Consider the following 16,495-nt stretch of genomic DNA (forward strand, 5'->3'; position numbering starts at 1 on the left):
AAGATTAATAATCTCAGGAATTTTCTGTGTCATTTCTAATGGGGCAATGCCACTTGGCATTCGCGCAGCATAGCAGTATTTTACTGACCGTCTTTCTGGCTGGTCTGGTGGGTGGCTTTACCCACTGTGCCGGTATGTGCGGGCCATTTGTGCTGGCACAGTGCGGCGATAAATCTGAGCCCTCCTTGCAACGTGATTCTGGTTTACTGCTGCCTTACCATTTGGGCCGTATGACAACCTATATGACGCTCGGCGCCATTGCCGCCCTACTCTCTAAACAAATTATGGGAACGCCACTGCAACAATCCGTCTCCTTTACCTTCCTTACATTAGCGGGGGTTATTTTTATCGCCAGCGCCTTACCCCAGCTCAAAATAAAGCTACTGAGCATCCCTATGGGCGGTTTTGGCAAAGTGATTGGCAAACTGGCGCGCCCCTTCTTGCACAAATCAGATGGACTAAGCGGCTACAGCCTAGGTGTGTTGCTTGGCTTCTTACCTTGCGGGCTAATTTTTGCGGCGCTGATGGTAGTCTCTACCACGGGCAATCCGTTCTCCGCCGCACTTGCCATGATGCTCTTTGCTCTGGCCACCATCCCTGCTTTGGCATTGGTCGGATTGGGCGGGAAATTTGCCCTGCATAAATGGCCGGAAACAACACGAACCTTCACCCGTGCGGTGATGGTTGGCAATGGAATTAGCCTGTTCGCACTGGCTGGAAAAATGATTGTGTAATGGAGAGATTAATGACCCCACAAACAACACCGATTTACAATGACGAGGTGGTGAAGCTTTTCACCCTAGCGACTATGTTCTGGGGAGTGGCGGGCTTTTCTGTCGGCTTACTAATCGCCCTGCAAATGGCCTTTCCTGAGCTCAATTTTGAGCCTTACTTCACCTTTGGTCGCTTACGCCCCTTGCATACGTCGGCGGTCATTTTTGCCTTTGGTGGCAATGCCCTCTTTGCGACGAGTTACTTCTCCGTACAACGTACCTGCCGCGCCCGGTTATGGAATGATAAGCTTAGCCTCTTTACCTTCTGGGGTTATCAGCTTTTCATTTTGATGGCCGGTCTTGGCTATCTCGCCGGAGTCACTCAAGGCAAAGAATATGCCGAACCAGAATGGTATGCCGATTTATGGTTGACCGTCGTATGGGTAGCTTACCTCGTGGTATTCCTGATGACGTTAGTCAAGCGTAAGGAGCCGCATATTTACGTGGCCAACTGGTTCTTCCTCGCCTTTATCGTCACCGTCGCGCTGTTGCATTTAATCAACGGCATCTCCATCCCGCTATCGATCACGGAAACCAAAAGTTACCCACTCTGGGCGGGAGTAAAATCGGCCATGATTCAGTGGTGGTACGGGCATAATGCCGTTGGCTTCTTCCTGACCGCTGGCTTCTTAGGTATGGTGTATTATTTCGTACCTAAACGTGCGGAGCGTCCGGTTTATTCGTACCGCCTATCCATTCTCCACTTTTGGTCGCTGATCTTTATTTACATCTGGGCGGGACCTCACCACCTGCATTACACCGCTCTACCCGATTGGGCGCAAACACTCGGCATGACCTTCTCCATCATGCTATGGATGCCAAGCTGGGGCGGCATGATTAACGGAATGATGACCCTATCGGGTGCATGGCACAAACTGCGCGAAGATCCGGTGTTGAAATTCATGATCATCTCCCTCGCCTTTTACGGAATGTGCACGTTTGAAGGTCCTCTCATGGCGATTAAAGAAGTGAACAGCTTGAGCCACTACACCGATTGGACCATTGGCCATGTACATTCCGGCGCACTGGGTTGGGTGGCTTTCATCACCTTTGGCTGCATGTATTACCTCATTCCGGTGCTTTGGAATAAGCGTGAAATGTACTCGCTAAAACTCGTCAACACTCACCTCTGGATCGCGACGACAGGCATAGTGCTTTACATCACCGCTATGTGGGTCTCAGGCATTATGCAGGGGCTAATGTGGCGTTCTTACGATGCGATGGGCTTCCTCGAATACTCCTTCGTCGAAACCGTGATGGCGATGCATCCGATGTATGTCATCCGCGCGTTAGGCGGACTTCTCTTCGTTATCGGCGCATTGATCATGGTTTATAATGTTTACAAAACCATCACCCTGCCGAATGACGAAATGGACTACCCCGTGACCGATTTGGGCCGCAAAAGAATGCGCGAATTGAAAAAAGGAGCTGCTCATGCTTAAGCATCACAGTAAAATTGAACGTAATTCAATGATCATGCTGCTAGGCATTATCATTGTAGTCTCCATCGGAGGCTTGATTGAGATCGTTCCGCTCTTCCGTAAAGAAACGACCATCGAACCCGTGCAAGGCATACGCCCCTACACGCCGCTGGAACTGGCCGGGCAGAATATCTATATCCGTGAGGGTTGCTATAACTGTCATAGCCAACAAATTCGTCCATTGCGTGATGAAGTAGAGCGTTACGGTCACTACTCGCTGGCCGCCGAGAGCATGTATGATCATCCTTTCCAATGGGGCTCTAAGCGCACGGGACCGGATCTTGCTCGCGTTGGCGGCAAATACTCAGATGAGTGGCAGACGCAACATCTGGCTGCCCCGCGCTCCTTAGTCCCCGAATCCATCATGCCTAATTATTCACTCTTGATGAATCATGCAGCAGATATTGGGAAGATCGCAATGGACCTAAAAGCACTCCGCATGGCCGGCGTTCCCTATAGCGACGAGCAAATCGCCGAAGCCTATAATGATGCCATGGCACAAGCCCGCCCCGAAAGCGAGAATCGCGATGGATTGCTCGAACGTTACGGAGAAGTCAACACGCGTGATTTTGATGGCCAACCAAATTTCGTATCGGAAATGGATGCACTGGTCGCCTACCTACAAGTACTCGGCACTATGGCCAAACTGGAAGATTACGACCCTGATTTGAATATTAAAGCGAGTCCGCACAGAGATCAGCAGACCGAGCAAGGACAAATGGAAGGAGCGACGCAATGAAAACTGTCTTTGCCAATGCCGATGCGGGAATTGTCGGTCTACTCTTCTTCTTTTGCGTGTTTGTCGGCATCGCCATTTGGGCATTCAACCCGAAACGCAAAACTCAAATCGAATCTTACAAGAACATACCCTTAAACGAGGATGAGCATGACAGATAACAACAAAAAAGACCCCGATGAACTCTCCGGCGTTGAAACCACTGGGCATGAATGGGATGGCTTAAAAGAGCTAAACAACCCCATGCCACGCTGGTGGTTATGGACATTCTTCGTTTGCTGCATTTGGTCAGTCGGTTATTGGGTGGTCTATCCTGCATGGCCGACCCTCTCGGGTGAAGGCGAACGCGGCGGCACCGTTGGCAGTATGGAATGGACGCAATATAAAGAACTCAAAGAAGGCCAAGCCGAGATTGTCGCACGCAAGGCCGGGTACCTGAAGAAATTCCATGCAGCAAGCTTTGAAGAAATCTTGGCATCTCCGGAGCTTTATGCTTTTGCCGTCGCCGGCGGAAAATCGGCCTTTAAAGATAATTGTGCCACCTGCCATGGCTCCGGCGGCGCGGGCGCAAAAGGCTATCCAAACCTCAATGACGATGATTGGATCTGGGGCGGCACCCACACCGATATTTACCAGACGCTAAAATTTGGTATCCGCGCCAACCATCCTGAAACACGTGACTCAATGATGCCTGCATTTGCGGGAATCATTCCAGATATACAGATCGAGACAATTGCCGATTTCATCATCTCTTTACGCGGCAGCGTTAAGATGGAGCACCCCGGCTATACGGCTTTCCAAACCAATTGCGCCAGCTGCCATAGCGCCGATGGCTCAGGCATTCGCGAGCTCGGCACCCCCAACCTGGCGGATGCCATCTGGCTAAAGAGCGACGGCAATAAGGCCAGTATCATCAGCCAAATCAAAAACCCCAAACATGGCATGATGCCCAATTGGAATGAACGCTTGGATGAAGATACGTTACGCCAACTGACCGTCTATGTGCATAGCTTAGGCGGAGGGGAATAGCGCCCGAACATGTCTGATACTCAGCTCTTTGAGAAACAAAAACGCATCTACCCCAAGCGCACATGGGGGCGTTACCGTAAACTGAAATGGGTGGCCATGATCGCCACGCTCAGCATTTATTATCTCACGCCATGGCTGCGCTGGGATAGAGGGCCGAACGCGCCCGATCAGGCGATCCTCATCGATATCCCACATAGCCGCGCCTATTTTTTCTTCATCGAAATCTGGCCACAGGAAGTTTATTACTTCACCGGCCTTCTTATCCTCGCGGCGATTGGGTTATTCTTCGTCACCAGCTTGTTTGGCCGCGTGTGGTGTGGTTACACCTGCCCGCAAACCGTATGGACCGATTTATTCGTCTGGGTTGAGCGCATCATTCAGGGTGACCGCAATGCACGGATGAAGCTGGATAAACAACCGCGTTTTAGTCTGGAGCGCATCTGGAAAAAAACGGCAACCCATTCCATCTGGCTAGTAGTTGGGGCGCTTACGGGTGGCGCATGGGTGTTCTACTTTAACGATGCCCCGACGCTCATGGAAAATATCCTGCATGGCGAGCTCCCCACTGCCGTGCTGGGCTGGATTGCCGCCCTCACCCTTTCCACCTATATCATGGCCGGTTATGCACGCGAACAAGTCTGCACCCATATGTGCCCCTATGCACGGTTTCAATCTGCCATGTTTGATAAAGATTCGCTCATCATCGCCTATGACAATGACCGTGGCGAAACCCGTGGCAAACTAAAAGAGAAGCCCTCCACCCCGAACCAAGGCGACTGCATCGATTGCTCATTATGTGTGCAGGTCTGCCCGGTCGGTATCGATATTCGCGATGGCTTGCAGATGGAGTGCATCGCCTGCGGTTTATGCGTCGATGCCTGTAATGATGTGATGGAGAAAATTGACCTACCTCAAGGCCTCATTCGTTACGATACGGAACATAACAAGCAAGCTCGTCGAAGTGGCAAACTCGAACAATTTACCTTCCTGCGCTGGCGTACCTTAGGCTACACGCTAATTCTGGCAGCGGTCGGCGGGATCATGCTCTTCAGCCTACTTACGCATTCACCGCTGGAACTGCACGTCTTACATGATCGTAACCCACTTTTTGTCACGCTTTCAGATGGTTCCATTCGCAACGGTTATGACATTAAAATTCTCAACAAAACGCATGATGATAAAAGCTACTCCCTGACATTAGTTGGCCCCAAAAATGCCGAAATCCGCGTACAAGGCGCAGGCGAATTAGAGCAATCCGCTCTCTCTGTTTATGCCGATAGCGTCGCGCATTACCGCATCTTCGTAACAACCGCTAAACCTCCAACCTCGCGGGTAAAAATGCAATTTACCTTGCAAGATAACGCCAGCTCTGAGCAAGATACCATGGAAACTATTTTTATTAGCGGGAAGCAATAATGGAAGCCGTAAAGCCTAAAAAATCGGATAAATATATTCCCTATTACTTCGTTGCCTTCTTTATATTTCTGGCAATGGCAGATGGGGTATTTGTCTATCTCGCCACCTCAACCCATACCGGTGTCGTGAAAGAACAAGCTTATGAAAAAGGATTGGATTACAACAACCTCATTGACGCAAAAGCCGCTCAAGATACTCTGAATTGGAAAAGCAGCCTAACGCTCCAAGGAGAGGCACTCACTGCCACGCTGAGCGATGCCGAAAACACTCCTCTCAAAGACGCAAAGGTAACGGCACATTTAACCCGCCCCACTCAGGGTGGATATGATTTCTCAGCGACCCTAACCCCTCAGGATAATAAGCACTATACTGCACTTATAGATTTCCCACTAAAAGGACAATGGGACGCCACCCTCATCGTATTATGGAATCAGCACTCTTACCAAAAACGCACCCGCTTGATCGTACAATGAGCCTGTGTGCTCACTGTGGAAAGATAGCGCCTAGCGGGCAGGATTATTGCTGCAATGGCTGCAATGCGGCGGCAGAAATATTGCACGAAACCGGTCAATTCTCGGCATTCGCACAACAGGATACAACCGGCGAACATCACCTGGTTCTGACGGTAGAAGGAATCCACTGTGCCTCCTGCATTCAGCTGATTGAGAATGCATTACTAAGTGAAAAATTCGTTACCCATGCCCGCGTTAATATGAGCACCAAACGCCTGCAATTTAGCTGGTCGGGCAAAACTTCATTAGGCGATCAATTAGCCCAGAAAGTTGAAAAACTCGGCTATAAACTCACCGCCTTTGATGCCAACCAAAGCCAAACCAATGAGCAAGACGAACAAAAATCTCTATTGCGTTGCATTGCCGTAGCCGGCTTTGCCATGGGTAATATCATGCTGCTTTCCGTGGTTTTATGGAGTTCATCCATCGAAGTGATGGGCCTCGCCACACGCGATCTAATGCATTGGATCTCCGCGCTTATCGCCCTACCCGCCATTGCCTATGCCGGTCAACCGTTCTTTTCCTCCGCATGGAGCGTGTTACGCCAAGCCCACACCAATATGGATGTCCCCATCTCGCTTGCCGTCTTACTGGCCAGTAGTATGAGCCTGTGGGAAACCTTCCGCCACGGCGAGCATGTCTATTTTGACTCAGCGGTAATGTTGTTATTCTTCCTGCTGATTGGTCGTTACTTGGATGCGCGGGCACGTGGAAAAGCGCGTGAATCGGCGCAAGATTTACTGGCTATGTTACGGGGCACCGCTACCGTCATTGAAGGAAACAAACAACGCATTACACCGATCAAGGAACTGCATAGCGGCATGCAATGTCACATCGCAGTTGGCGAGAAAATTCCAGCCGATTGCATCATCCTCTCCGGCGAATCTGAGCTAGATACCAGCCTTATTACGGGTGAAACGGTGCCGCGATCCGTACAGACGGGCGATTCCATTTTTGCCGGCACTCTCAACCTATCATCCCCGCTGACGATCGAAATTTCTAAACCCAGCGAGGACAGTTTACTAAGCGATATCGTCAAACTGCTGGAGCAAGCCGAACAAGGACAAGCGCATTATGTAAAACTGGCTGACAAGGCCGCACGACTCTATACCCCCGTCGTGCATAGCCTCGGCCTACTCACCTTCCTTGGCTGGTGGTTAGGCATGGGCATGGCATGGCAAGAGGCACTGATGATTGCCGTGACGGTGTTGATTATCACCTGCCCTTGTGCGCTAGGCTTGGCCGTTCCTGTCGTGCAACTCCTCGCCAGCGGCAAACTGATGAAGCGGGGTATCTTGCTAAAATCCGGCGATGCATTAGAACGATTAGCCAGTATTACCCATGTCATATTCGATAAAACCGGCACACTCACCATGGAGAAGCCAAAGCTAAACAATCACAGCGACGAGCTCCCTCTCGCTGCCTCACTCGCCGCACATAGCCGTCACCCTTATTCGCAAGCAATCAGTATGGCTTATGAGGGAAAGCTCCTGTCATTGGAAGCCGTGGAGGAAATCCCCGGCAAAGGGGTCGAAGCATTCCGCGATGGCAAGAACATCCGCTTGGGCAAAATGGACTGGTGTAACGGGCAAGAAAGCAGCAGCTATGATGGCCCGCAAATATGGCTGGCCATTGAGGGCACAGAAGCAACCAGCTTCCATCTTACCGACCCCTTACGCGCCGATGCGCTCGCCGTTACAAGCAGCCTTGCTGATGCAAGCTTATCCTTACAACTCCTTTCCGGCGACCGCGCCAGCACGGTCAACCAGGTAGCCGATGAACTGAATATCTCGCAATGCCAAGCCACTCTTTCGCCCATCGATAAAACAAAAGTAATCCAACAGCATCAACATGACGGCCATAAAGTGCTGATGGTTGGAGATGGGTTAAATGATGCGCCAGCACTAGCATCAGCCACCGTCTCTATGTCGCCTTCCAGCGCGATGGATATTACACAAAATACAGCTGATATTATCTTTCAAGGCGACAGCCTCGTGCCGATCCTCACCGCATGGCAGGTTGCCAAACACGCAACCTTACTCGTGAAGCAAAACTTTGCTCTGGCCGTGATGTATAATCTCATTGCGATCCCACTTGCAGTATTGGGGCATGTCACTCCCTTAATTGCGGCGCTTGCGATGTCTGCTTCCTCGCTCCTCGTCATCGGCAATAGCTTCCGGATAAACTGGGAGGGTAAGTAATGGATATCCTGCTCATCCTCATCCCTGCGGCTTTATTACTGGGTTTAATCGCGCTAGCAGGCTTTATGTGGTCGCTCAAAAATAATCAATATGATGATTTGGAAGGTGCCGCTCACCGTATTCTAATGGATGAAGATGATAATCCTCCTACCGATTGACCTAAGTCAATCACAAGCACGAACGCGCTTGCTATTCATCACTCATCAACCAAAGAAGGAGAATGATTGATGAAAAAGACGGCACTATTTGGATCACTTTTAATGGCAACCACTCTGTTTACTGGCGTGGCTCAGGCAGACTCACTCGCTAACGCGGATAGATGGGCGAAAGAGCGCTTTATGCTTCGAGGTCGGGTGATTGGAGTCGTTCCACAAGAGGATAGTTCCACCAATATTGGCGGTCATGTCACTGCCGATGCTGCAATAGTGCCAGAACTGGACCTGACATACTTCTTCACTGATCATATTTCCGCAGAGCTTATTGCTGCCATCACCCCGCATGATATGGGCGCAAAAAACACCTCACTCGGCAATCTAAGTTTGGGTGACGTATGGTTATTGCCTCCGACACTAACCGCACAATACCACTTTAACCCACATGGCGAGATACGCCCTTATGCCGGTGCTGGCTTGGGTTATATTATGTATTTTGATGAGACCCCTGGCGCAGTGACTAACATCAAGTATGATGACGGCATTGCTTATGTGCTGCAAGCAGGAGTCGATATCCCCGTCGATGAACATTGGGCCGTGAACCTAGACGTGAAAAAACTTTTCCACAATGTAGATGTCACCATTAATGGCGGTGCGGTTACCGCAGATGTCGACCTTGACCCTTGGATTATTGGTGCGGGTGTAGGATATCGCTTCTAGTGAGTAGTTTTGCAAAGAAAATGGGGAAGCATTCCTTTGCGGCCTGGGTTATTTACCAGACGATCAAAGGAACGCTGACCACCACCTTCATCTGGGCACCAGCGCTTTACTATTATTTCAGCGGATAAAAAACAACATGCCCTTAGTCTAACCCAAACTTAAAAAGAGAGTACCATGAGTCATACACCCCACGAATTAGCCGATGAGTTTCCAAAACAGGCCGATAAAATTCATGAACTAAAAAGCAATAACACACATTTCTCCAAATTAGCCGATGATCACCATACCTTAAATCGTGAAATTCACCGTATCGAGACTAACATTGAACCTGCAAGCGATGAAGTGCTTGAGAATCTCAAGAAAAAACGATTGGCTATTTTAGATGAAGTCACGAGTTTTTAAACTCATAGCCCCAGATATCTAAAACACTCGGCGACACATGCCGACAGGTGATTTCAACTTAGTATATAACCCTTACCATTCTAGCGCCGCTATTAAGCGGCGCTACCGGGGCCGCGAGCGCAGCACTTATCGCGAACCTGTTTCTACCCATCACCCCAGTACTATGTTGCGTAATGAGTCAGGCGAATAGCTAAATGATTTTTTCCGTATGCCAAATCACACATAATAGACCACAATATAACCGGCTAATAACACGGCTATCCAAGTGGCAGTCGCACCAATGGTCCATGATCTAGAAAGTTGTTTATCAAAGCCTGAAAAGCTTTCTTTCTGACGTAGGGCGGCGCTGAGTAGAGAGTTCAATCCACGCGGGATGACCAAAGCGACATTCAGCATTCCCTCAGCGACTTTTACAATTTTTCCCAAGAATGGCCTTCTCCAGAACCAGTCGAAATCGAGTGTGATCGTTACGGTACGTCGCATCATAGGCAGCAGTAAGAAGAAAGCTAAACCTGAAAATAGCAGCAATTGCAGATAATAAAGCACCTTGCCCGGCTTATAAGCCTCATACTCAACCGGATAAGGTAACATCGCATAGAGCCACTGTGGGAAGCCCCCTAACAAAATGCAAATAGCGGCAAAAATAACCATGGCCGCCGACATATTCCAAGGCGCTTCCTTTGGCCGAAGCCCGGAATCGCGATTAAAGAACACAAACCAAGGAAACTTAATCCCAGCATGAAGAAACACCCCAGCAGAGGCTGCTGCAAGCAAGAAATACACTGCAATAAGTCCCTCTGAAACTGCGGCCTCAGAAATAAGTGTTTTGGTCGTAAAGCCAGAAGTCAGCGGAAAGCTCGAGATCGCCAAGGCACCAATAATACCGCAAATACAGGTTAGTGGCATGGTTCTAAACAGCCCCCCTAAATCGGTACATCGACGCATACCTGTACGATATAACACCGCACCCGCACTCATGAATAATAGTCCTTTATAAACAATATGCGCAAAGGCATGAGCGGCGGCACCATTGAGAGCCATCTCGGTACCAATACCAACCGCGCAGACCATAAAGCCTACCTGATTGATAATAGAATAGGCAAGAATGCGCCGCGCGTCATTTTCTAAAAGCGCATAAATAATGCCATAAAAAACCATGTAGAGGCCGATACCAATCAGAATCGGCTCCCCCGGGAATAACAGAATAAGCATCAATACGGCAGTTTTGGTGGTGAATGCAGATAAGAAGACTGCCCCCGTCGGACTAGATTCAGGATAGGCATCTGCAAGCCATGACGAGACGGGCGGCGCCGCCGTATTAATTAAGATACCAATCAGAATCATCCAGGTGCCAAAGTCGGTCGCACGCATGGCTTGGATATCAACCGAACCCGTCTGGATAGCAACGCTCGCAATACCAACCATCAGAATCACCCCTCCCAGCAGATGCATCACCGCATAGCGCAGCCCTGCCTTTTGAGCGGATGGCGTTCCGCCGCACCACACAATGATGGTCGATCCCACGGCCATGACTTCCCAAAAAACAAAGAGAGTGATCAAATCACCGGCAAAGGCGGCACCAATCGCCGCCCCGGCATAAACGAACGCGGCAGCCAATTCCTGCGTGCGGGCGTGTCGAAATGCAAAAAGTGCACCCACAAAAACGGCAATCGCAAAGGCAGAGGCAAAGACACGCCTAAACTCCCCGCCCTCAACCGGCTCCAGAGTGTAATCGAGAAAACTTAACGTTCCCGCCACACCATTGGGAATTTGCCAAATGGCCCAAAGCGTCAGCAATGGCAATAGCAATACAAAAGCCGCCTGCAGGCTCCCTCGTGTCAGCCCCACAAAAAGCGCCCCTAGAATAAGGATCAATCCAGGTGAGAAAAGCTCAATCATCATAATAATCTTCCTTACGCTTCAAGAATCGCCCAAGAAATTTTGCCACTAGCACCATCGCCACACAGCACAAAAACCCGAAAATAGCAGCAAAGGCGAATAAGTTATCAACTTCAAACCGCCCTTTCACATCAATAAAAAGTTGAGCTCCAATGGTTAAGCCAAGGATAATCACACCGATAATGGCCGCCCAGCGAATTGTGGTGGGGCGCACCATCCAGTGGTTAGCGGGTTTCATTTCAGTCATTGTGAGCTCCCAGCAATCTGTACTGCCAAATCGAGTACAGGTTGGTTATATAAAAAGAATGCCAGCGTCAGCGTCGCAGTGATCATCAGCGCAATCACTATCGGCAGCGGCGCCTCACCATGATCAATTCTTGGCGCTGTTTTCTCAGTCTGGAACCATGCCATATACAGGATCGGTAGAAAGTATACTGCGTTCAATAGCGTACTGACAATAATCGTGAAAATTGCAATATAGCTATCCGCCTGCAGCGCACCCAATAACAAATACCATTTCGAAACAAACCCAGCTGTCATAGGAATACCAATCATGCTGAGCGCACCAATGGTAAAGGCCGTCATCGTCCAAGGCATACGCCTTCCAATCCCTCGAAGCTGGCCAAGTTCGGTTTTTCGGCATGCAATATAGATACTGCCCGCAGCAAAAAAGAGAGTAATTTTACCGAACCCATGCGCAACAATATGCAGCGCAGCTGCCATTTCAGACAGGGGTTGAAAAATAGCGATCGCTAGCACCACATAGGAAAGTTGGGCAATAGTCGAATAAGCAAGCATACGCTTGAGATTCGTCTGCTTCATCGCGACCACACTCGCCGCGATAATGGTAAAGGCCGCGATATAAAGCAACCAATCTGCACTCGGTTGGGATGCTAAAAATTCAGTGCCAAAAATATAAATGATAACTTTACTAATCGTAAACACGCCCGCCTTAACAACAGCAACAGCATGGAGCAAGGCACTGACCGGCGTCGGTGCCACCATCGCGGCTGGCAACCAGCGATGAACAGGCATCACCGCCGCTTTACCCACACCGAAAACATAGAGCGCTAACAACACGCCCACAACAGGCCCTGTGATATGCCCTTCCATGATACCACCTGGGGTAAACTCAAGCGTGCCTGTCAAATGATAGGTCCATAGGATGGCTGGCAGCAACAGCCCGATCGACGTGCCAACGAGGATACCGAAATAAACGCGCGCAGACTTCACCGTCGCCGGATCGCCTTTATGCGCCACTAACGGATAGGTGGAGAAGGTCAATATCTCATAAAATAGCAGTAAGGTGAGCAGGTTACTCGAAAAAGCAATCCCCATCACCGCTGAAAGCGCAATGGCAAAACACACATAAAACCGAGTCTGGTGGCGCTCCTTATTGCCGCGCATATATCCGATCGAATAGACCGAATTCACCACCCACAATAACGATGCTAATAGGGCAAATATCATCCCCAACGGTTCGATATGGAAGGCAATCGAAAGACCGGGTAGTAACTCCGTTAACTCAAAAGAAGGACGCCCTCCTCCAAGAACTACAGGTAACAGGTTCCATACGATGAGCATCAAGCCCACTGCAGTGGCCAGCGTTATCGATTCACGTAAATTAGGGCGCGCTTGTCCGGCAAAGGCGATACCCAATGCTCCAAGCAGCGGCAGCGCTAGCGCAAATATAATAGAGAGATCAGAACTCATTGCAGTGGCTCCAATAATGTTTTTGCGGCGTCCCCTGAGAGTGAGAGCGGTAAGGAAGGATCAAGGCCGAAATAGAAGTTCAGCAGCACCGCAGCCCAAGTGATCACGAGCATCCAAAACGGAGCTTCTCCCATCTTCACAACCGTGGTGGCACTCGCGCCCGCTTCCGAGGCTTCTTGATTGCCAAAATAGGTAGCTTCAATCACTCGCCAGATATAAATGACCGCCATCAGAGAGCTGACGAGAATAACAACAATTAATCCTTTGCCCAAAGCGCCTTCATCCAAAGCCGCAGAAATCAAATACCACTTACTGATAAAACCAGCCGTCCCGGGAATGCCGATTAAACTAAGCCCTGCACAAGCGAAGGCCGCCATGGTCCAGGGCATCGAACGCGCCGCACCACGAATATTTTCTAACCTTAGTTCGGCAAAGCGAGTGGCAAGACAAGCGACCGCAAGGAACAACGCGCCCTTCGCTAGCGCGTGATTAAAGATATGTAAGATTCCGGCATTCAACCCGGCATAGGTCACAAAACTCGCGCCTAGCATGATATACCCGATCTGCGCGATTGATGAATAGGCCAGCAGCCGTTTCAAATTACGCTCATAAATGGCGATACTTGAAGCCACCAAAATAGCAAGCACAGCCAGCGGCATCAGGAACCCTGTGAACTGAATTTCGTGACCTATAAGATTCGGCTGGAACACAAGAAAGTCAAATTGCAAAAGGACAAACATCGCGACTTTGGTAGAGCATGTAGCCAAAAACGCAGTCACCATATGCGGAGCGTAGGTATAGCTATTGGGGAGCCAAGCATGTAAGGGGAATAAAGCCGCCTTGATAGCAAGGCCCACGGTAATGAAACCAGCCGCCGCCAACACCGGTCTAACTTCGGCCACATCCTGAATTCGTACCGCCATATCCGCCAAATTGAGCGTGCCCGTCATCATATAAATAAGCCCGACACCAATCAGATAAAAGGTCGCGCCTATCGTTCCAATGATCAGGTATTTGAAGGCGGAAGTCAGGGCTCTGCGATCCGAACCAGCAGCAAGCAATGCATAAGTCGCCAGTGACGTAATTTCCATAAATACAAAAATATTGAAAACATCACCCGCGACCAAAATACCCGACATACCGGTTAATGCAACCAACCAGACCGCATAGAAAGCGGGTTGACGGCCCTTATCAACCGTGGCTTCAATACTGCGTTTCCCGGCAAGCAGCGCGAAGCTTGAGCCCCCCGTCGTGATCAACAACAACAAGGCACCAAAAGCACCAAGATTCAGTTCAATCCCGTAAGGCGCCAGCCATGAACCCATTGCATAAACGACCTCTTCACCCTGCAGGATGGAACCTGCAAGCGAAACTGCAATCGCAAATGCCATAAGGCTGGTCACGGTGGCCGCAGCCCAAGGCATCCCCGGAACGCGAACGAGCGCCACAATCGGAGCAGCAAGCATAGGCAGAACCACCTGTAAGGCGATAAGATGGGCTTCTAAGATCATGAGCGCTCACCAATCTCGATAATTTCATGTTCTTCAATCGTCCCGTAGGATTCCTTAATGCGAACAACAATCGCAAGGCCCATCGCCGTGGTCGATATACCCACCACAATGGCCGTCAGAATAAGCACTTGGGGTAAGGGGTTCGAGAAAATTTGATCGGTGGCACCGGCCTCGATGATAGGGGCCGTTCCGCCTTCCACCTTGTTCATCGTAATATACAGCAAGAACACGGCGGATTGAAAAATAGACAAGCCAATCAATTTTTTAATCAAATTGCTTTTCACAATAACGGCATAAAAGCCGATCATCAGCAGTATCGCGAACACCCAATAATTATAAAGTCCCAGAAATTCCATTATTGCACCTCACGCGCAGCAAAGGCATGGAAAATGAACAACAGCGCGCCACACACCGTAATCCCCACACCCGCTTCAATCAGTAAAATCCCCAAATGTTGCCCCGCAACGGGGTCTACCGCAAGGACAGAGTAATCAAGGAAGTTCCCACCCAAGAGAATCCCGAACAAGCCTACCGTGCCATATAGAAAAAGGCCGCCAGCCAGCATGCCTGTGATGACTCCTGCAGGTAGCACTTTCAACGCCTGCCCCTCGCCTTCTAATAACGCATATAGGATAAATGCCGCAGCGATGAGGGCACCGGCTTGGAAGCCGCCACCGGGACCAAAGTCGCCATGAAACTGAACATATAAGCCAAAAAGCACAATAAACGGAACCAACAACCGCCCAACCACACGAGGGATCAAATGACGCCGCAGCCCCGAGGTCGGCGAAATAGAACGGGCGGTCGATAAGGGCCCTAAAAGCAGCATAACACCCATAGCCGCCGTAAAGACGACCATGACCTCACCCAATGTATCATAGCCACGGAAACTGCCAAGCACCGCCGTTACCACGTTGGGAATATCCATGAGAGCTTGAGTGTTTTCCAGATACCAAGGCGCCACATGCTGATGCACAGGCGCTTCAGGGTCGCCAAGTTGTGGCTGATCAAGCGTCGCGTAGGTAAGCGTGAGCGTTACCGCGGTCACCACGATCAAAGGAAACCAACGGTTTCGTTTGATCGGATGCTCATTATGGGACGTCAGCGCCAGTGCGCTGAGAAATAGCACCGTAGAAATACCCGCGCCAACCGCTGCTTCAGTCAAAGCAACATCTGCGGCATCGAGAATAAAGAAGTTCACGGACATGAGCAGGCTAAAAATTCCCATCAACATCACCGCCACAAACAAATTCGGTGTCCGCACAATTGCGATGGCGGTAATCACCAATAAGGTCAGCAAAAATATACTAAAGAGCAATAGCATCATCATCAATCCTCCGACTCACCTTCAGCAGCGAGTGCTGAAAAAGGCTTAAGGCCCGATAACAGAGCCGTATTCGCCAATGCATAAGAGGAAGTAGGCCCCGTCAGAAGCAAGAACACCAAAATCGCTACTAGCTTGATGGTCGCAAGCGTCAAACCTGCCTGCAGCATGACTCCTGTCAAAATGAGAATGGTGCCCATGGCATCTGTCAGGCTGGCCGCATGCATACGTGTGTAAAGGTCTGGCAAGCGCAGTACGCCAATACCACCGATTAAAATAAAGATTCCGCCTGCAGAGAGCAAAATCCAGCTTAGAATATCAATGGCGTGGATCATGTTTCCACCTCTTCCGTCGGTCCATTTTCTTCTCGGCGGATTTGGGCATTCTGAAAGAACTCCAACACCGCAAGCACGCCGATAAAATTGATCAACGCGTAGGCCAGCGCTAAATCCAGAAAGTCCGGACGACCATATAAGAAGGCTAGAACAGATAAAAACAGCACGGTTTTAGTCCCGAACATGTTAACGGCAAGCACCCGATCATACATACTTGGTCCAGCAATGCCACGGACAAGCGCTAAAGCCATTGTGATAAAAATTGCAATAGAAACAACAATATACATAGCG

Annotated in this window: 20 protein-coding genes; 12 read left to right on the plus strand and 8 right to left on the minus strand. The window is 49.9% G+C overall.

Annotation, left to right across the window (positions count from 1 at the left end; translation table 11 throughout):
• The first annotated feature begins 26 nt into the window (after positions 1-26).
• The 12 genes from P8P30_09095 (at position 27) to P8P30_09150 (ending at position 9,422) form a co-directional block, all read left to right on the plus strand.
• Entirely contained in the window at positions 27-734 is a 708-nt protein-coding gene (locus P8P30_09095) for a sulfite exporter TauE/SafE family protein (protein MDG1287700.1), read from the plus strand.
• Positions 735-745: 11 nt separating this feature from the next.
• Positions 746-2,215 carry a cytochrome-c oxidase, cbb3-type subunit I gene (gene ccoN, locus P8P30_09100; protein MDG1287701.1) on the plus strand — a complete coding sequence of 490 codons (1,470 nt, stop codon included), beginning with the start codon at positions 746-748 and terminating at the stop codon, positions 2,213-2,215.
• Complete coding sequence (ccoO, locus tag P8P30_09105) at positions 2,208-2,993, plus strand: cytochrome-c oxidase, cbb3-type subunit II (GenBank protein MDG1287702.1); 786 nt, start codon at positions 2,208-2,210, stop codon at positions 2,991-2,993. Before ccoN ends, ccoO begins: the two co-directional genes overlap by 8 nt.
• Positions 2,990-3,151 (plus strand): cbb3-type cytochrome c oxidase subunit 3, encoded by a 162-nt coding sequence (locus tag P8P30_09110; protein MDG1287703.1) that lies wholly within the window; start codon positions 2,990-2,992, stop codon positions 3,149-3,151. Before ccoO ends, P8P30_09110 begins: the two co-directional genes overlap by 4 nt.
• Positions 3,141-4,019 (plus strand): cytochrome-c oxidase, cbb3-type subunit III, encoded by an 879-nt coding sequence (ccoP, locus tag P8P30_09115; GenBank protein MDG1287704.1) that lies wholly within the window; start codon positions 3,141-3,143, stop codon positions 4,017-4,019. The genes P8P30_09110 and ccoP overlap by 11 nt, the downstream gene beginning before the upstream one ends.
• Positions 4,020-4,028: 9 nt before the next feature.
• Positions 4,029-5,435: a cytochrome c oxidase accessory protein CcoG gene (gene ccoG / locus P8P30_09120; GenBank protein MDG1287705.1), complete on the plus strand. Its 1,407-nt coding sequence runs from the start codon at positions 4,029-4,031 to the stop codon at positions 5,433-5,435.
• Positions 5,435-5,908 carry a FixH family protein gene (locus P8P30_09125; protein MDG1287706.1) on the plus strand — a complete coding sequence of 158 codons (474 nt, stop codon included), beginning with the start codon at positions 5,435-5,437 and terminating at the stop codon, positions 5,906-5,908. The genes ccoG and P8P30_09125 overlap by 1 nt, the downstream gene beginning before the upstream one ends.
• On the plus strand, positions 5,836-8,148 hold the full coding sequence (locus tag P8P30_09130) for a heavy metal translocating P-type ATPase (GenBank protein ID MDG1287707.1): 2,313 nt from the start codon (positions 5,836-5,838) through the stop codon (positions 8,146-8,148). Before P8P30_09125 ends, P8P30_09130 begins: the two co-directional genes overlap by 73 nt.
• The gene (gene ccoS, locus P8P30_09135) at positions 8,148-8,306 is read left to right on the plus strand and encodes a cbb3-type cytochrome oxidase assembly protein CcoS (GenBank protein ID MDG1287708.1); all 159 of its coding nucleotides are present in this window, start codon (positions 8,148-8,150) and stop codon (positions 8,304-8,306) included. Before P8P30_09130 ends, ccoS begins: the two co-directional genes overlap by 1 nt.
• A gap of 69 nt (positions 8,307-8,375) precedes the next feature.
• Positions 8,376-9,020: an OmpW family outer membrane protein gene (locus P8P30_09140; GenBank protein ID MDG1287709.1), complete on the plus strand. Its 645-nt coding sequence runs from the start codon at positions 8,376-8,378 to the stop codon at positions 9,018-9,020.
• Positions 9,020-9,148, plus strand: coding sequence for a hypothetical protein (locus tag P8P30_09145; GenBank protein MDG1287710.1), 129 nt, complete (start codon positions 9,020-9,022; stop codon positions 9,146-9,148). The genes P8P30_09140 and P8P30_09145 overlap by 1 nt, the downstream gene beginning before the upstream one ends.
• Before the next feature lie 46 nt (positions 9,149-9,194).
• Positions 9,195-9,422: a DUF465 domain-containing protein gene (locus P8P30_09150; protein ID MDG1287711.1), complete on the plus strand. Its 228-nt coding sequence runs from the start codon at positions 9,195-9,197 to the stop codon at positions 9,420-9,422.
• Positions 9,423-9,638: 216 nt separating this feature from the next.
• Here P8P30_09150 and P8P30_09155 read toward each other — a convergent pair whose 3' ends face one another.
• From P8P30_09155 to P8P30_09190, 8 genes are read right to left on the minus strand one after another with little or no spacing between them, the layout of a single operon-like run.
• Positions 9,639-11,324 (minus strand): Na(+)/H(+) antiporter subunit D, encoded by a 1,686-nt coding sequence (locus P8P30_09155; GenBank protein MDG1287712.1) that lies wholly within the window; start codon positions 11,322-11,324, stop codon positions 9,639-9,641.
• The gene (locus P8P30_09160) at positions 11,314-11,568 is read right to left on the minus strand and encodes a hypothetical protein (GenBank protein MDG1287713.1); all 255 of its coding nucleotides are present in this window, start codon (positions 11,566-11,568) and stop codon (positions 11,314-11,316) included. The genes P8P30_09155 and P8P30_09160 overlap by 11 nt, the downstream gene beginning before the upstream one ends.
• A complete protein-coding gene (locus P8P30_09165; protein ID MDG1287714.1) occupies positions 11,565-13,034 on the minus strand; it encodes a monovalent cation/H+ antiporter subunit D family protein in 1,470 nt (489 codons plus the stop codon). The genes P8P30_09160 and P8P30_09165 overlap by 4 nt, the downstream gene beginning before the upstream one ends.
• The gene (locus P8P30_09170) at positions 13,031-14,545 is read right to left on the minus strand and encodes a monovalent cation/H+ antiporter subunit D family protein (GenBank protein ID MDG1287715.1); all 1,515 of its coding nucleotides are present in this window, start codon (positions 14,543-14,545) and stop codon (positions 13,031-13,033) included. The genes P8P30_09165 and P8P30_09170 overlap by 4 nt, the downstream gene beginning before the upstream one ends.
• On the minus strand, positions 14,542-14,901 hold the full coding sequence (locus P8P30_09175) for a cation:proton antiporter subunit C (protein MDG1287716.1): 360 nt from the start codon (positions 14,899-14,901) through the stop codon (positions 14,542-14,544). The genes P8P30_09170 and P8P30_09175 overlap by 4 nt, the downstream gene beginning before the upstream one ends.
• Positions 14,901-15,875 carry a DUF4040 domain-containing protein gene (locus P8P30_09180; GenBank protein ID MDG1287717.1) on the minus strand — a complete coding sequence of 325 codons (975 nt, stop codon included), beginning with the start codon at positions 15,873-15,875 and terminating at the stop codon, positions 14,901-14,903. The genes P8P30_09175 and P8P30_09180 overlap by 1 nt, the downstream gene beginning before the upstream one ends.
• Positions 15,875-16,204 (minus strand): monovalent cation/H(+) antiporter subunit G, encoded by a 330-nt coding sequence (gene mnhG / locus P8P30_09185; protein MDG1287718.1) that lies wholly within the window; start codon positions 16,202-16,204, stop codon positions 15,875-15,877. Before mnhG ends, P8P30_09180 begins: the two co-directional genes overlap by 1 nt.
• Positions 16,201-16,491, minus strand: coding sequence for a monovalent cation/H+ antiporter complex subunit F (locus P8P30_09190; protein MDG1287719.1), 291 nt, complete (start codon positions 16,489-16,491; stop codon positions 16,201-16,203). The genes mnhG and P8P30_09190 overlap by 4 nt, the downstream gene beginning before the upstream one ends.
• Positions 16,492-16,495 lie beyond the last annotated feature (4 nt).

Source organism: Rickettsiales bacterium, from assembly GCA_029252805.1.
GTDB lineage: Bacteria > Pseudomonadota > Alphaproteobacteria > Rickettsiales > JALZUV01 > JALZUV01.